Origin of the sequence: Providencia sp. PROV080 (assembly GCF_033688105.1) — a bacterium.
Classification (GTDB): Bacteria; Pseudomonadota; Gammaproteobacteria; order Enterobacterales; family Enterobacteriaceae; genus Providencia; species Providencia zhejiangensis.
In genome coordinates this window covers 1754109-1768853 of record NZ_CP096346.1, presented here as the reverse complement: position 1 = coordinate 1768853, position 14745 = coordinate 1754109, and the positions used below count along the sequence as shown (strand labels likewise).

Below are 14745 nucleotides of genomic sequence, written 5' to 3'. Positions count from 1 at the left end.
TCTTACATCATATGTTTAGTTTAACTCATCGAGAAATAAAATGATCGAACTCTATACTGACAGCTCACCAAATGGTTTTAAAATCACCATTCTATTAGAAGAATTAGCACTCCCCTACCGTTTGCATACCGTTAATATTGATAAGGGGGAGCATAAACAGGCTGATTTTTTAAATTTAAACCCACATGGACGGATCCCTGTGATAACGGATACGGAAACAGGGATAACTTTATTTGAATCAGCTGCAATTTTGCTCTATCTAGCTGAAAAAACCGGAAAACTTCTCGATAGAGACCTAAGAATTCGCTGGGAAACCATAAAATGGCTACAGTTTCACTCCGCAAGTGTTGGGCCAATGCTAGGGCAAAGAGTTCATTTTGAAATTTTTAGTGAGTTACAGATCCCTGAAGCCATCCAACGTTATCAACATCTAAGTGACAATGCTTTATCCGTTTTAAATAACCAACTACAACATCACCGCTATCTCGCTGGAGAACAGTATTCCATTGCAGATATTGCTAATTTTGGTTGGTTGCATATTGCACGTATTGTTAATTTTGACTTCAGCCGTTTTGAGCACCTTTGTGCATGGTACGAGCGTATTGCTAAACGCCCTGCCGTCGTCAAAGGCATCACTTTGCCAGCCCCCGCCACTGGAGCCTAAAAGGATAAAATGAATAATATTAACGAAATAAACAATATGGCTTTTTCCAATCATCCAGGCTATCAAAGGATGTTCAAAGCCGATTCATTAACAGTCGGGGTATTTTTACCTCTACGTTTTTACCGCAATGATATTCGTGTGCTGACTGGACAAAGTGTATTGATTCAAGAAATTGACAAGCATAACTTCGCAGCCATCTGGGTACGCGATATTCCCTTATTCACGGCTGATTTCGGCGACGCAGGGCAACTTTTCGATCCCTTTACCTATCTTGCTTTTATTGCAGCCCAAACAAAAAATATTGCTTTAGCCACAGGCAGTGCCATTTTTACCTTACGTCATCCTATCGACCTTGCCAAAATGGCAGTGACCATTGACCAACTATCAGGAGGCCGCCTTGTGCTAGGTGTCGCTTCTGGTGATAGATATATCGAGTTTCCTGCTTATGGTTTGCAACACAATCAACGAGCAGAACGTTTTGCAGAGTCTATACAGCTTTTCCGACAATTGATGCAACACGGGGAATTAACCGTTAATTCATCGCTTGGACAATTTACGGGGGTAGAGTTGCTTCCTAAGCCTAGTACAGGAGAAATCCCTTTAATTGTGACGGGTAATTCAGGACAGTCGTTGCAATGGATTGCAGATCATTCAGATGGATGGTTAACCTACCCCGGTTCCACTAGCGATAAACAAGGCCCGATACGACTCGCTGAGAAAATTCGGACATGGCGTAATTTAATACCAGACAATCATTTTCGCCCGCATATCACTAATGAATGGATTGATTTAGTTGATGACCCTAATTATCCAAGAACAGCATTAAATGGGGGTTACGTGCTACGAACAGGACGTCATGGGCTGATCGAATTATTAGAACAATGGCAGTCAGCGGGTGTTAATCATGCCGCCCTTGGCATTCAATTTTCTCAGCGTCCTGCTAAAGACGTTATTGAAGAAATTGCCTTAGACATTTTACCTCTTTTTCCAACACATCAGACCGTGGCAACACGACCTATGGATTGGTAGCAAATAATCACTCAATTTATTTATGTACGGCTCTCACAGACGATGATAGCCGTTAATCAATTACAAGCCTAAGAACGCTTTAAAGGCTTTACAAGGCCATCTAGCCCCTCTATTTTTAAGCCTAATGCCATTTCCATCAGTTGCCCTAATCGCCCTTGTGGAAATTCCCCTTTTTTATAGAACCATAAGAGGTATTCTTCTGGAAGGTCAATCAAAACACGACCTTTATATTTGCCAAACGGCATTGATGTGTTTGCTATATCGATCAGATCTTGTTTTTCCATTTGCCCTCCAAAAACAAAGCGGCATTCATCATGAATGCCGCTCAACACTTTAACACTTTTTAGTGAGTTACAGAATCAATCCAACAACAGCCGCTGATAGGAAGCTCACTAAGGTTGAACCGAACAGTAATTTAAGACCAAAACGAGCAACTGTGTTCCCTTGTTTCTCATTCAGCCCTTTGATAGCACCTGCAACAATACCAATTGAAGAGAAGTTAGCAAATGAGACTAAGAAAACCGATAGGATCCCCACTGAGCGGGTCGATAGTCCAGCAGCAACGGCTTGTAAGTCACTCATCGCAACGAACTCATTGGTTACCATTTTCACCGCCATAATACCGCCTACTTGTAATGCTTCGTCGGCTGGAATTCCAAGTATCCAAGCGAATGGATAGAATACATAGCCCAACATGGTTTGGAATTTGATATCAAAGATAGCCATACAAATACCATTAACCATGGCAATCAATGCAATAAAACCGATTAACATTGCTGATACGATAATCGCAACTTTAAAACCTGCAAGAATATATTCACCCAGCATTTCAAAGAAGCTTTGCCCCTCATGAATGTTGCTCATTTGCAACTCTTCTTCCGCTTCTGGTGGGTACGGGTTAATCAAAGAGAGAATGACGAAAGTACCAAACATGTTAAGCACTAATGCTGCGACCACAAAACGCGGTTCTAACATGGTCATATAGGCACCCACAATAGACATCGACACTGTCGACATCGCGGTCGCTGCCATCGTATACATTCTACGCTCAGACATTTTGCCTAACTGATCTTTATAAGCAATAAAGTTCTCTGATTGTCCTAAGAGCAGTGAACTGACCGCATTGAATGACTCTAACTTGCCCATTCCATTAACTTTAGATAATACCGTCCCGATGATACGGATCACAATCGGCAACACTTTGATATGTTGTAAAATACCGATGAGCGCGGAGATAAAGATAATGGGACAAAGAACTTGTAAGAAGAAGAATGCTAAATTTTCTTCGATCATACCCCCAAAAATAAATTTGGTTCCCTCCGCTGCATAACCTAATAAATGGGTAAAGACCCCCGCAACAGCAAGTACGAATGAAGAACCTATATTCGAATGTAAGAAAAAATATGCCAATGCAACTTGGATAACGAGGAGTTGAATAACATAACGTAACCGTATCGCTTTACGGTTACTACTCGCTAATACGGCAAGTGCGCCAATGACTATAAGGGATAAAACAAAATGCAGGATCGAGGTCATATGCGACTCCATACAAATTTAATAATGCGGTCATATGACTATTCTATGTAATAGACGACATTTAAATGCGATAAGCATCACATTAGCATGAAAATGAACACTGTGTATTTTGTGAAAAGACTATATGGCTCACACTTTTAAGGAGAAATTCGATTCTCGGCAGGAAGATTGACGCAGGTCATATCAATACGCATTTTATAGGTAATACACCATTTCTTCAAATATTGACGCAATAAACTTTAAGCAGCAGTGAGTCAGCAGAGGCATAAATACCGCTAACAGCACTGCAACTTAAATACGATACGTCAATAAAAAGGTTAGGCACCTAATAACGCAATAAGCTCATCTTCATCAATGACGGGTATACCTAACTCATTCGCTTTCGCCAGTTTTGAACCCGCAGCTTCACCCGCAATAACCAAATCCGTCTTCTTAGAAACGCTACCAGAGACTTTCGCGCCCAAGGCAACTAATTTATCTTTCGCCTCATCGCGAGTGAGTCGACTGAGAGAGCCAGTTAAGACAACGGTTTTTCCTGCAAATGGGCTGTCGATAGTGCTCGCATCTACAGCAACCGCTTGTGGCCAATGGATATTCGCTTTATGTACGAGATCATGAATAACAGCTTGGTTGTGCTCTTCACGGAAAAAGTTAACTACGTGCTTCGCGACAACATGACCAATGTCTTGTACGGTTTTTAGGGACTCTTCATCAGCCGTCATCACTGCCTCTAACGTGCCATAGTGTGCCGCTAAATTTGCAGCGGTTGCCTCTCCCACTTCACGAATACCTAACGCATAGATAAAACGAGCTAATGTGGTTGATTTGGATTTGTTTAATGCATCGACCAAATTTTGTGCTGATTTCGGCCCCATACGATCAAGCCCCGTCAAAATCCCCGCGGTTAATTGATACAGGTCAGCAGGGGTTTTCACATATTCTTTTTCGACTAATTGGTCGATGATTTTATCGCCCATTCCATCGACGTCCATGGCTCGACGGGAAACAAAATGTTTAAGTGCCTCTTTGCGCTGAGCACCACAAATCAAACCGCCAGTACAACGTGCAACTGCCTCACCTTCTACGCGTTCAACATCTGAACCACAGACAGGGCAATGGGTTGGGAAGACAATTTCACGGCTATCAGCAGGACGTTCTGATTCGACGACACTAACAATTTGAGGAATAACATCACCGGCACGACGGATCACGACAGTATCACCGATATGCACACCTAAACGCTCAATTTCGTCAGCGTTATGTAGCGTAGCATTACTGACGATGACCCCCGCCACTTGAACAGGTTCAAGACGAGCCACAGGCGTAATAGCACCTGTACGACCAACTTGGAATTCCACGTCTTTTAAAAGGGTCATTTGCTCTTGTGCAGGGAATTTAAAGGCTGTCGCCCAACGCGGGGCACGAGCAACGAAACCTAACTCTTCCTGAGTCGCTATGGCGTTAATTTTAATCACTACGCCATCAATATCAAAGCCGAGGGTTGGCCGCGCTTTTTCTATCTCATGATAGAAGTCTAATACGGCCTGAGCACCTGTACGTAATTGGACATAATCGCTGACCGGTAGCCCCCACGCTTTAAATTGCATGAGACGCTCATAATGCGTATCGGGTAAAGAGCCTTCTTCTACCAAGCCGACGCCGTAACAATAGAAAGTTAATGGTCTTTTAGCCGTAATTCGTGGGTCGAGTTGACGTAATGAGCCCGCTGCCGCATTACGTGGGTTAGCAAACACTTTGCCACCTGTACGGCGAGCCTCTTCATTTAAAGCTTCAAAGCCTTTTTGTGGCATGAACACTTCCCCGCGAATTTCCACTCGTGTAGGAATGTTATCACCTATCAAACGTAGCGGAATGGCACGAATCGTTCGGACATTTGAGGTGATATTTTCACCGACAGTACCATCACCACGCGTCGCTGCTTGGACAAGTTCACCATTTTCATACAGCAGACTCACCGCAAGGCCATCTAATTTTAGTTCACAGCAAAATGTTTGTTCTTGATTGTTTTTTAATCTATCTCTGACACGCTTATCGAACGCAAGATAGCTTTCTTCATCAAATACGTTATCCAGCGACAACATAGGCACTTCATGGCGCACCGTATCAAATGCGGCCAATGGTGCAGCGCCTACGCGTTGAGTTGGAGAATCACTGGTGATCCACTCAGGATGTTCTGCTTCGATACCCTTGAGCTCTTGCATCAATTTGTCATATTCAGCATCGGGAATTTCAGGTGCATCCAATACATGGTATTGATATTCATGATGGCGTAATTGCTGTTTGAGTGTCTCAAGATATTGTTTTGTTGTCATGTTTCACCAATAAAGATAAAAAACCCCCAGTTAAGGGGGTTTAGTTAATACTGATTTTTAATTCAATGTATTGCGTATCCGGGCATGATACACCTCAATTTTCTGAGGTGTCAGCATTTTACGTTCATCATCAAGGACGACCCCTCCGACATCGGAGGCGATGCGTTGCGCTGCCTGTAGCATCAACTTGAAATTTTGTCCTGCATCACCATAAGAAGGTACCATCATAAACATCGAGACACCCGGTGTGGTGAAATCAGACATGGTTTCTGGGTCAAATGAACCCGGTTTAACCATGTTTGCAAGGCTAAAGAGGACAGGTCCTGTTCCTGAAGGATGCACATGACGATGGAAAATGCGCATTTCACCAAATTGGAACCCTGCCTGAAGAATACTTTGCAACAGCGCTTCACCTTGTAGAACTTGGCCCTGATGAGCAGCTACATGAAGAACCAGAACCGTCTCCTTGTTGTTCGCTGGAGATTGGTTTTGCGGTTGTTCAGTTTTCTTCTCAGTGTGCGCCTGTTCCTGTTCATGGTGTATCGGCTGTGGCTCCTCTTGGTTGTCGCTTGTATCAAAATCAAATTCAGGTTGTTCTGGTACCGTTGTCGCTCGCTGATTGATTGCTGTGTTTGGCTGAGCCCCTTGCGACGGTGCAGGTTCAGGTTTTACCGCAGTGGGTTCATTAACAGCATGAGGACGCGGAGCAATTTCAGGTTCATTAGGTTCTGAATGCTCGGGCGTTATCGTGAATACGGGCTCAGTGTCACGAACAGTAGGTGAAATGGGTGGCAAATCAGGTTCGACACGACGTTCTTCTTTCACCTGACGTGCAGGTTCAGAAACCTCAGGTGACGAGGTCGATGGCTCAACCACATGGGTTTCATTGAATAGTGCAGAATCATCATCATAGTGAGATGATTTATCCTGAGAGTCATGTTTTCGGCGTTTTACGGGACGATCACGAAATAATTTTGAGCGCTCTTTACGGCTAGTCCATAAACCATGCAGTAATAACGCAACTATGGCTATCGCACCTACGACCACTAATATTAGACGCAAATCCTGCATCGCTGCTATCTCTAATTGTTGAATGATAATGCCACCACGGCAAAAAACTAAGTCAAACTCTTTAAGTTGCAAGCTAATGCGCAGCCACCCGCCCTTAGAGCCACATTACCGTGTGATTTTAAGGAATTCAAGTCACTGAACGCCGTCAACTTAGATTCAACTTAAAATATGACGGATATACTTAAGATTATTTGGCAAACGCTCTAAGTGCAACCCTCTGAACGATTTTCTTATAAGAAAGAGACAATTCTGCTTTCGTTTGCTGATTTTTTAAGCAAATACTGACTAGCCAGCCTAAAAACCTATCTATATGATACATGGTCAACCGTAAAGGAGAGAACAAGAAGTATGATTCAATCGACAGATTCGCAACAAAAAAATCACTCTGGTTTTTATTACTTCGCTCAAGGATGGCGTCTTGTCACGCGCCCAGGCATTAAGCGCTTTGTCATTCTACCACTTTTAGCCAATATTATTTTACTTGGTGGCGCGTTTTGGTGGTTATACAGCAAGCTTGGTGGTTGGATTGACCAAATCATGGGCTATGTGCCAAGTTGGTTGCAATGGCTAGATTATCTCATTTGGCCGATTGCTGTTATTTCAATCTTATTAATATTCACTTATTTTTTTAGTACCGTGGCCAACATTATCGCAGCGCCATTTAACGGCTGGCTGGCCGAAAAGCTGGAATCCGAATTAACCGGTATTCCCGCACCTGATGGCGGTATTATTGATGTTGCTAAGGATGTGCCACGCATGGTGAAGCGTGAATTCGTCAGAATTGGCTATTACCTTCCCCGAGCGATTGGTCTCTTAATTTTATTTTTTATCCCCGGTATTGGACAAACCGTCGCTCCCGTTCTCTGGTTCCTATTTGGCGCATGGATGATGTCTATTCAGTACTGTGATTATCCATTTGATAACCACCGCGTTAGTTTTAACGATATGAAACAAGCATTAGCAAAAGATCGCATGAATAACATTCAATTTGGCGGTGCAGTAAGCGTGCTAATGATGATCCCTATCGTCAACTTATTGATTATGCCAGTCGCGGTTTGCGGCGCCACATTAATGTGGGTTGACCAATATCGTGCGCGTTATGCACGTTATTAATTTGACTCTTCGATAGCCATTCAAAAGCGCGCTAGAGCTCACAACTCTATCGCGCTTTCTCATTTTAACGTCCTATTCAACGTTATACTAAATGTGGTAAGTGATGCTTTTGGCTCATAACCTTTTACACAGAATATTTTCATACATATAGCAATTGGTTATAAAATTAAGATAGCGATTAGTTATAAGCTTATGTTTAATTTATATTTGCAATAATAATGAGTTCACGTATGTTGGGAAGCAATATTCTTTCTCAAACCCAGTTCTAGTTGGCTAATTGCCTTAATTATAAGGATATCCCATGAGTAAAATTTATGATGATAATTCGCTAACCATCGGCCATACCCCATTAGTACGCTTAAAACATTTTGGTAATGGTAATATCTTAGCTAAAGTTGAATCTCGCAACCCAAGTTTCAGCGTTAAATGTCGTATTGGTGCGAATATGATTTGGGATGCAGAGAAAAAAGGACTACTCAAAGAGGGAAAAGAATTAGTTGAACCAACGAGTGGTAACACCGGTATCGCTTTAGCCTATGTTGCAGCAGCCAGAGGCTACAAACTCACACTGACGATGCCTGAAACCATGAGTGTAGAGCGTCGTAAACTGTTGAAAGCCTTAGGTGCTAACCTTGTTTTAACGGAAGGCGCTAAAGGAATGAAAGGCGCTATTGAAAAAGCCGAAGACATTGTCAAAAGCGATCCGAACAAATATGTTTTACTTCAACAATTCAGTAATCCAGCTAACCCAGAAATTCATGAACAAACCACAGGACCAGAAATTTGGGAAGATACCGACGGTAAGGTCGATGTTGTCGTCGCGGGTGTCGGGACTGGCGGAACAATCACGGGTATCGGTCGTTATTTGAAAAAAACCAAGGGTAAGGATGTCACACTGGTCGCTGTAGAACCGGAAACCTCCCCCGTCATTAGCCAAACACTATCCGGTGATGAAGTGAAGCCCGGTCCACATAAGATCCAAGGCATTGGTGCTGGATTTATCCCTGGCAACTTAGATATTTCACTTATCGACAGAGTATTTAAGATCAGCGATGACGAAGCTGTTCACACTGCCCGCCAATTAATGGAAAAAGAAGGTATTCTTGCTGGCATCTCCTCCGGTGCAGCACTCGCAGCCGCCGTAAAACTCTCAGCGGAGCCTGAATACAAAGATAAACATATTGTCGTCATTTTACCTTCATCGGGCGAACGCTATTTATCAACGGTTCTGTTTGCTGACCTATCGGCTGAATAATATTAAAACCGTTAATTTATCGTTAAAAAAGCACCTCAATGGTGCTTTTTTTGTGGTATGGATCAAACTTTAGCACGTATTGAGATGATTTCTGAACGAGGGTTTAGTATTAAACATAGTAATTATTTTGAGGCGCGAAATTAATCCACCTTAAGTTAAAGATAGTCGCTGTTTACGGTATTCTTTGAAGATTAAAGGGTGTATTTTGCACTGAGAAACTGAAAAAGTGTTGACTCTCGACAAAGTAGGAAACCTTTTTAACAGTTAATAATCTAACTATACGCAAACTCAAGTTTATTCAACTACAATAGCTTGGGTCATTATAAAAAACTAAAGTTATTGAGGAAATAATATGTTCCAGCAAGAAGTCACTATTACAGCACCAAATGGCTTACATACTCGCCCTGCCGCGCAATTTGTGAAAGAAGCCAAAGCATTCACTTCTGATATTACTTTGATTTCTGGTGGCAAATCAGCAAGTGCGAAAAGCCTGTTCAAGCTACAGACTCTAGGCTTAACTCAAGGTACTGTTGTGACCATTTCTGCCGAAGGCGAAGATGAAAAACAAGCAGTTGAACATTTAGTTAAACTGATGGGCGAGCTGGAGTAATCTTGCTAGCGAGAGAACCAGTGTTACCGCGTTAATCTTCATCCCTGAATGGCATCATTCAGGGATATCAGTTTACATATTGATAGACTTACTGTTATCTCTTCAACATCAGAACACCTACCCGCAGTAGTAAGGTAATATTATGATTTCAGGTATTTTAGTATCCCCAGGTTTTGCTTTTGGTCAGGCTTTAATCCTCAAAGAAGATCCTATCATTGTTAGCACAAAAAAAATTGCTGACGACCAGATAGAAACCGAGATCCAACACTTTATTGAAGGACGCAACAAATCAGCCGAACAACTCAGCCTTATTAAAGAGCGAGCCGAAAAAAATCTTGGTGCAGAAAAAGCTGAGATCTTTGAAGGCCATATTATGCTGCTGGAAGATGAAGAGCTTGAACAAGAGATTATCTCCCTCATCAAAGGCGATAAAAAAACCGCTGACGCTGCCGTCTACTCCGTTATTGAAGACCAAGCTCAAGCGCTCGAAGCACTTGATGATGAATATCTAAAAGAGCGTGCAGCTGACGTTCGTGATATTGGTAAACGTCTATTAAAAAATATTCTCAACATACCAATTGTTGATTTAAGCGCTATCGACAAAGAAGTTATTCTTGTTGCCGCTGACCTAACCCCTTCAGAAACCGCTCAATTAAACTTAGAGAAGGTGTTAGGTTTTATCACGGATTTAGGTGGCCGGACATCACATACCTCTATTATGGCCCGTTCACTTGAACTACCGGCGATTGTGGGTACCTCCGAGGCAACAACTAAAATTAAAAATGGTGATTACCTAATCCTCGATGGTGTGAACAATCACATTTATGTGAATCCGTCAGATCAAGAAATCGACAAGCTGAAAAAATTTAATGAAGAGTACCAGCAAGAGAAGAATGAACTGGCTAAATTAAAAGATTTGCCAGCGATTACACTTGATGGCCATCAAGTGGAAGTTTGTGCAAATATCGGTACTGTGCGTGATGTCGCGGGTGCTGAACGTAATGGGGCTGAAGGGGTTGGTTTATACCGTACTGAATTCCTATTCATGGACCGAGATTCGCTCCCCACTGAAGAAGAGCAGTTCCAAGCATACAAAGCCGTTGCGGAAGCAATGGGCAGCCAAGCAGTAATTGTACGTACAATGGACATTGGTGGTGATAAAGATTTACCATACATGAACTTACCTAAAGAAGAGAACCCTTTCTTAGGTTGGCGTGCAATTCGTATTTGCCTTGATCGCAAAGAAATTCTACATTCTCAGTTAAGAGCTATTTTAAGAGCCTCAAGTTTTGGTAAACTGCGTATTATGTTCCCGATGATTATTTCCGTTGAGGAAGTTCGCGAACTAAAAGCAGAACTTGAGATGCTAAAAGGTCAATTACGTGAAGAAGGCAAAGCCTTTGATGAAGCAATTGAAGTGGGTGTCATGGTGGAAACACCGGCTGCGGCGGTTATTGCTCATCATTTAGCAAAAGAAGTTGACTTTTTCAGTATTGGGACAAACGATCTCACTCAATATACTCTAGCTGTTGACCGTGGTAATGAGCTGATTTCTCACCTCTACAATCCGATGTCACCTGCTGTTTTGAACCTGATCAAACAGGTTATCGATGCATCGCATGCAGAAGGCAAATGGACAGGAATGTGTGGTGAATTAGCAGGTGATGAACGTGCAACCTTATTGTTGCTTGGCATGGGTTTAGATGAATTTAGTATGAGTGCAATTTCTATTCCTCGTATTAAAAAATTAATTCGTAATGCAAACTTTGCGGATACTAAGGCATTGGCTGAACAAGCACTTGCTCAACCAACCGCTGACGAATTGATGAAACTTGTTGATACCTTTATCCAAGAAAAAACGTTATGCTAGGAACAGCACATTAGTTCGGTCCCATATAAAAACGATTAGGAGAAGGTCCATGGGTCTGTTTGACAAACTGAAATCACTGGTTTCGGATGATAAGAATAGCAGTGGCAGTATTGAAATTATCGCACCTTTATCAGGTGAAATCGTCAATATTGAAGATGTTCCCGACGTTGTTTTCGCTGAAAAAATTGTTGGGGATGGCATTGCTATCAAACCTGCGGGGAATAAAATCGTCGCACCTGTAGATGGGACTATTGGTAAGATATTTGAAACCAATCATGCATTTTCTATTGAGTCCGATGATGGTATCGAACTGTTTGTTCATTTCGGTATTGATACCGTCGAACTGAAAGGTGAAGGTTTCAAACGTATCGCAGAAGAAGGTCAATTCGTCAAAAAAGGTGATTTAGTTATTGAGTTTGACCTAGCACTACTGGAAGAAAAAGCGAAATCAGTTTTAACGCCTGTTGTGATCTCCAACATGGATGAAATTAAAGAACTGACTAAGCTGAGTGGTGCAGTCACCGTCGGTGAAACTGTTATTATGCGAATCAAAAAATAATACAGTCGTTTTAAATTATTCAATAAAACCACCAGATGGCATCAATGTCGCTGGTGGTTTTTTCTCGCTCTCAACGGCCTGTACGACTCAGAATAATGACACTCGCCCCTCGATACATCCACGCAAACAATGCTAACGGTCGATAAATGACAGTATCATCACTTCTCACCGTTCACCGAGCTTAGCCATTGTTATTTTTACCTTACGGTGAAAAACAACGAATAACACTGACGCCATTAATCATCAAATACGCCAGTAGAAAGATAGCGATCGCCCCGATCACAGATAATGGCCACAATCACCGCGTTTGGATGTGTTTTGGCCACTTTCAGTGCACCAGCCACAGCGCCACCAGAGCTAACACCACAAAAAATACCTTCTTGCTTAGCCAGCGCTCGCATCGTCTCTTCGGCTTCTTGTTGGTTCACATCCAGTATGGTATCAACCAGTTCTTGATGAAAAATTCCGGGTAAATATTCAGGAGACCAACGGCGAATACCGGGGATTTGGCTCTTTTCGGCAGGTTGTAATCCGACTATCTGCACATTTTGTGATTGTGACTTCAAATAGCGACTCACTCCCGTAATTGTGCCCGTCGTTCCCATACTGGAAACAAAATGGGTCATACGGCCGTTAGTTTGCTGCCATATCTCTGGCCCTGTCGTTTTAAAATGTGCCAGTGGGTTATCTGGATTATTAAATTGGTCGAGCACCTTCCCTTCCCCACGCGCCTCCATTTCTTGAGCCAAATCTCGGGCGCCTTCCATCCCCACCGCAGTACTCACTAAAATAAGTTCGGCACCATAAGCTTTCATCGAGGCTTGACGCTCTTTGCTCATATTTTCAGGCATCAATAATTTAAGGTGATAGCCTTTAACTGCCGCAATCATGGCTAGCGCGATCCCTGTATTACCACTTGTTGCTTCAATTAACGTGTCGCCAGGTTTTATTTCGCCACGCTTTTCAGCTTCAGTGATCATAGAGTAAGCCGCCCTATCTTTGACTGAGCCTGCTGGGTTATTACCTTCTAGCTTAACCCAGATTTCAGCATCCATCCCTTCTGTTAAACGCTGTAGTTTTACTAGCGGCGTATTACCTATAAATTGTTCAAGAGTTGCCACTGCTAATTCCTTATTCTCTTTATCTATTATCACTATCTTGATGGTTATAGATAGTATCCTAACACCTAGGAATTAGCAGCATGAAAAAAATTCACTTATATATCAGTAATTAATAATAGTGATTAGACTTATTACTAATATCGATATATGAAAAGCTGCTCATGGCTTTGATTGACAAGAAGGCGTCATAAGATATCGAAAATGGGGCCATATGGCCTAATGCTTGTCAGTTAAGTCATTAATATCGCCGTAACGGGTATCGTTGCGGCTTTTTCTTTACCGCCCTAGGGTAATGCCTTTGTCGTCGACTCGGTAGAACAAAACTTCTAGCCATTGCCAATATCCCATTAATGAATTTTGGTATGTTTCCCGGAGCAACCGCGGGAAGCAGGCTCAGTTGGGCACTCAGGTATATCGCAGTTTGTTTAAATCCCATCTGATAGGGCTCTGTATCTTTCAAGCTGTATGCCATCTGAGCCATCATAAACCGCAGTAAGTTATACGCGAGTACCATTCCCCATAACTCTTGATTTACTAAGACGGGCTTTTTGCTCCTCAATGTGAGTTCATTATTCAACATATGCTGCTTCATTTCTCTGAAGCCATGTTCTATTTCCCAACGATGCCCATACAGGTCGACAATATCGGCGTTGGGGTATCGAAGTGGATCACTCATTGATGTTAATATCTGAACCCTCTTCCCATTCACGTCTTTTGTTATCAATCGAGCTCTCAATATCATTGGAGCGTTAGTCCATTTTTTGCGTGCTTGAGGGGATAGACGTAATTCAACTAACTCATCTCCGGAGCCGAGTTTCTCTACGACTAGGTACTGTGAGCCTTTACGTAATGGGAGCATCCAGTGTTTCTCTACGCCAGAGGACTGCCAATGGTGAAGTAACCCCAGAGCATAAAATCCTTTATCAAAAATGGTCAGAGAACTATCCGGGGTTTGCTCTGTCAATTTGGCAGCAAGGCCAATTTCGCTCACCTCGGAAACGCTACCAAAATGTGCGCCCGAAATCAGATGGCTTGTGATCTCCATCTGGCAAACCATGCGAAGTTGCGGCCAATCAGAACGTGAGTGTTCATTGGCTGTTCGCCCAAATACGGCATCATTTTCAGGGGTATCTGGTGTACGCCATAATGTGCCATCGACAGCCATTAGGGTTAATCCGTTCCAGTGTGATAATGGCAGTTTATCAAGCCAGAGCTGACTTGTTTTCTCAAATACTTTACGGACTGCATCTTCCCCTAGCCGTTGACGTGCCTGAACAACGGCACTTGGTGCAACGAAAGGCCGGTTACCTGGTAAAACAATGTCTAAATGAGAAACGAGTTGCGCCATGGAAAGAGAACGAAAAAGGGACATTCCTGTTACAGCCCATACCATCATTTCCATCGGAAGACGGCGTTTTCTTATCGTAACAACCCCAGCATCCACGAGACATTCATCAATAAGTTCAGCGGAAAGGAGGTCCGAAAGGGCTGTAAATTCTGTTGGAGAGAAAGCCTGAACAGTCTCGAGTGCTTGGCTAAGTAACATAAAAAAATCCGTAATTTTTGGAATGATTACGGATTTTT

The 14745-nt window shown here is 42.6% G+C and carries 13 protein-coding genes; 7 read left to right on the top strand and 6 right to left on the bottom strand.

What is annotated here, in order from left to right; translation table 11 throughout:
* Positions 1-40 precede the first annotated feature (40 nt).
* Both M1F03_RS07670 and M1F03_RS07665 read left to right on the top strand, forming a co-directional pair.
* Positions 41-664, top strand: coding sequence for a glutathione S-transferase family protein (locus M1F03_RS07670; protein ID WP_154625126.1), 624 nt, complete (start codon positions 41-43; stop codon positions 662-664).
* 9 nt (positions 665-673) lie between these two features.
* Positions 674-1693 carry an LLM class oxidoreductase gene (locus M1F03_RS07665; RefSeq protein WP_231131775.1) on the top strand — a complete coding sequence of 340 codons (1020 nt, stop codon included), beginning with the start codon at positions 674-676 and terminating at the stop codon, positions 1691-1693.
* A gap of 68 nt (positions 1694-1761) precedes the next feature.
* Here M1F03_RS07665 and M1F03_RS07660 read toward each other — a convergent pair whose 3' ends face one another.
* The 4 genes from M1F03_RS07660 to zipA form a co-directional block, all read right to left on the bottom strand.
* Positions 1762-1977 carry a DUF3820 family protein gene (locus M1F03_RS07660; protein WP_163861035.1) on the bottom strand — a complete coding sequence of 72 codons (216 nt, stop codon included), beginning with the start codon at positions 1975-1977 and terminating at the stop codon, positions 1762-1764.
* 67 nt (positions 1978-2044) lie between these two features.
* Positions 2045-3229, bottom strand: a complete 1185-nt coding sequence (locus M1F03_RS07655; RefSeq protein ID WP_251463935.1) for a NupC/NupG family nucleoside CNT transporter — start codon at positions 3227-3229, stop codon at positions 2045-2047.
* Between the two features lie 317 nt (positions 3230-3546).
* The gene (gene ligA, locus M1F03_RS07650) at positions 3547-5562 is read right to left on the bottom strand and encodes an NAD-dependent DNA ligase LigA (protein WP_154625129.1); all 2016 of its coding nucleotides are present in this window, start codon (positions 5560-5562) and stop codon (positions 3547-3549) included.
* Between the two features lie 57 nt (positions 5563-5619).
* Complete coding sequence (zipA, locus tag M1F03_RS07645; protein WP_195848206.1) at positions 5620-6633, bottom strand: cell division protein ZipA; 1014 nt, start codon at positions 6631-6633, stop codon at positions 5620-5622.
* Between the two features lie 348 nt (positions 6634-6981).
* Here zipA and cysZ point away from each other — a divergent pair, with 348 nt between their 5' ends.
* From cysZ to crr, 5 genes are all read left to right on the top strand, one after another.
* Entirely contained in the window at positions 6982-7746 is a 765-nt protein-coding gene (gene cysZ, locus M1F03_RS07640; RefSeq protein ID WP_154625131.1) for a sulfate transporter CysZ, read from the top strand.
* A 301-nt stretch (positions 7747-8047) separates the two neighbouring features.
* Positions 8048-9001 (top strand): cysteine synthase A, encoded by a 954-nt coding sequence (gene cysK, locus M1F03_RS07635; RefSeq protein WP_163861033.1) that lies wholly within the window; start codon positions 8048-8050, stop codon positions 8999-9001.
* Between the two features lie 352 nt (positions 9002-9353).
* Positions 9354-9611: a phosphocarrier protein Hpr gene (gene ptsH / locus M1F03_RS07630; protein ID WP_008910625.1), complete on the top strand. Its 258-nt coding sequence runs from the start codon at positions 9354-9356 to the stop codon at positions 9609-9611.
* A 142-nt stretch (positions 9612-9753) separates the two neighbouring features.
* Entirely contained in the window at positions 9754-11481 is a 1728-nt protein-coding gene (gene ptsI, locus M1F03_RS07625) for a phosphoenolpyruvate-protein phosphotransferase PtsI (protein ID WP_154625133.1), read from the top strand.
* 49 nt (positions 11482-11530) lie between these two features.
* Complete coding sequence (gene crr, locus M1F03_RS07620; protein ID WP_154625134.1) at positions 11531-12040, top strand: PTS glucose transporter subunit IIA; 510 nt, start codon at positions 11531-11533, stop codon at positions 12038-12040.
* A 236-nt stretch (positions 12041-12276) separates the two neighbouring features.
* On the opposite strand, the gene cysM is transcribed toward crr, so the two are convergent.
* Entirely contained in the window at positions 12277-13161 is an 885-nt protein-coding gene (gene cysM / locus M1F03_RS07615) for a cysteine synthase CysM (protein WP_196713261.1), read from the bottom strand.
* 238 nt (positions 13162-13399) lie between these two features.
* The gene (locus M1F03_RS07610; RefSeq protein ID WP_251465252.1) at positions 13400-14707 is read right to left on the bottom strand and encodes an IS4 family transposase; all 1308 of its coding nucleotides are present in this window, start codon (positions 14705-14707) and stop codon (positions 13400-13402) included.
* Positions 14708-14745 lie beyond the last annotated feature (38 nt).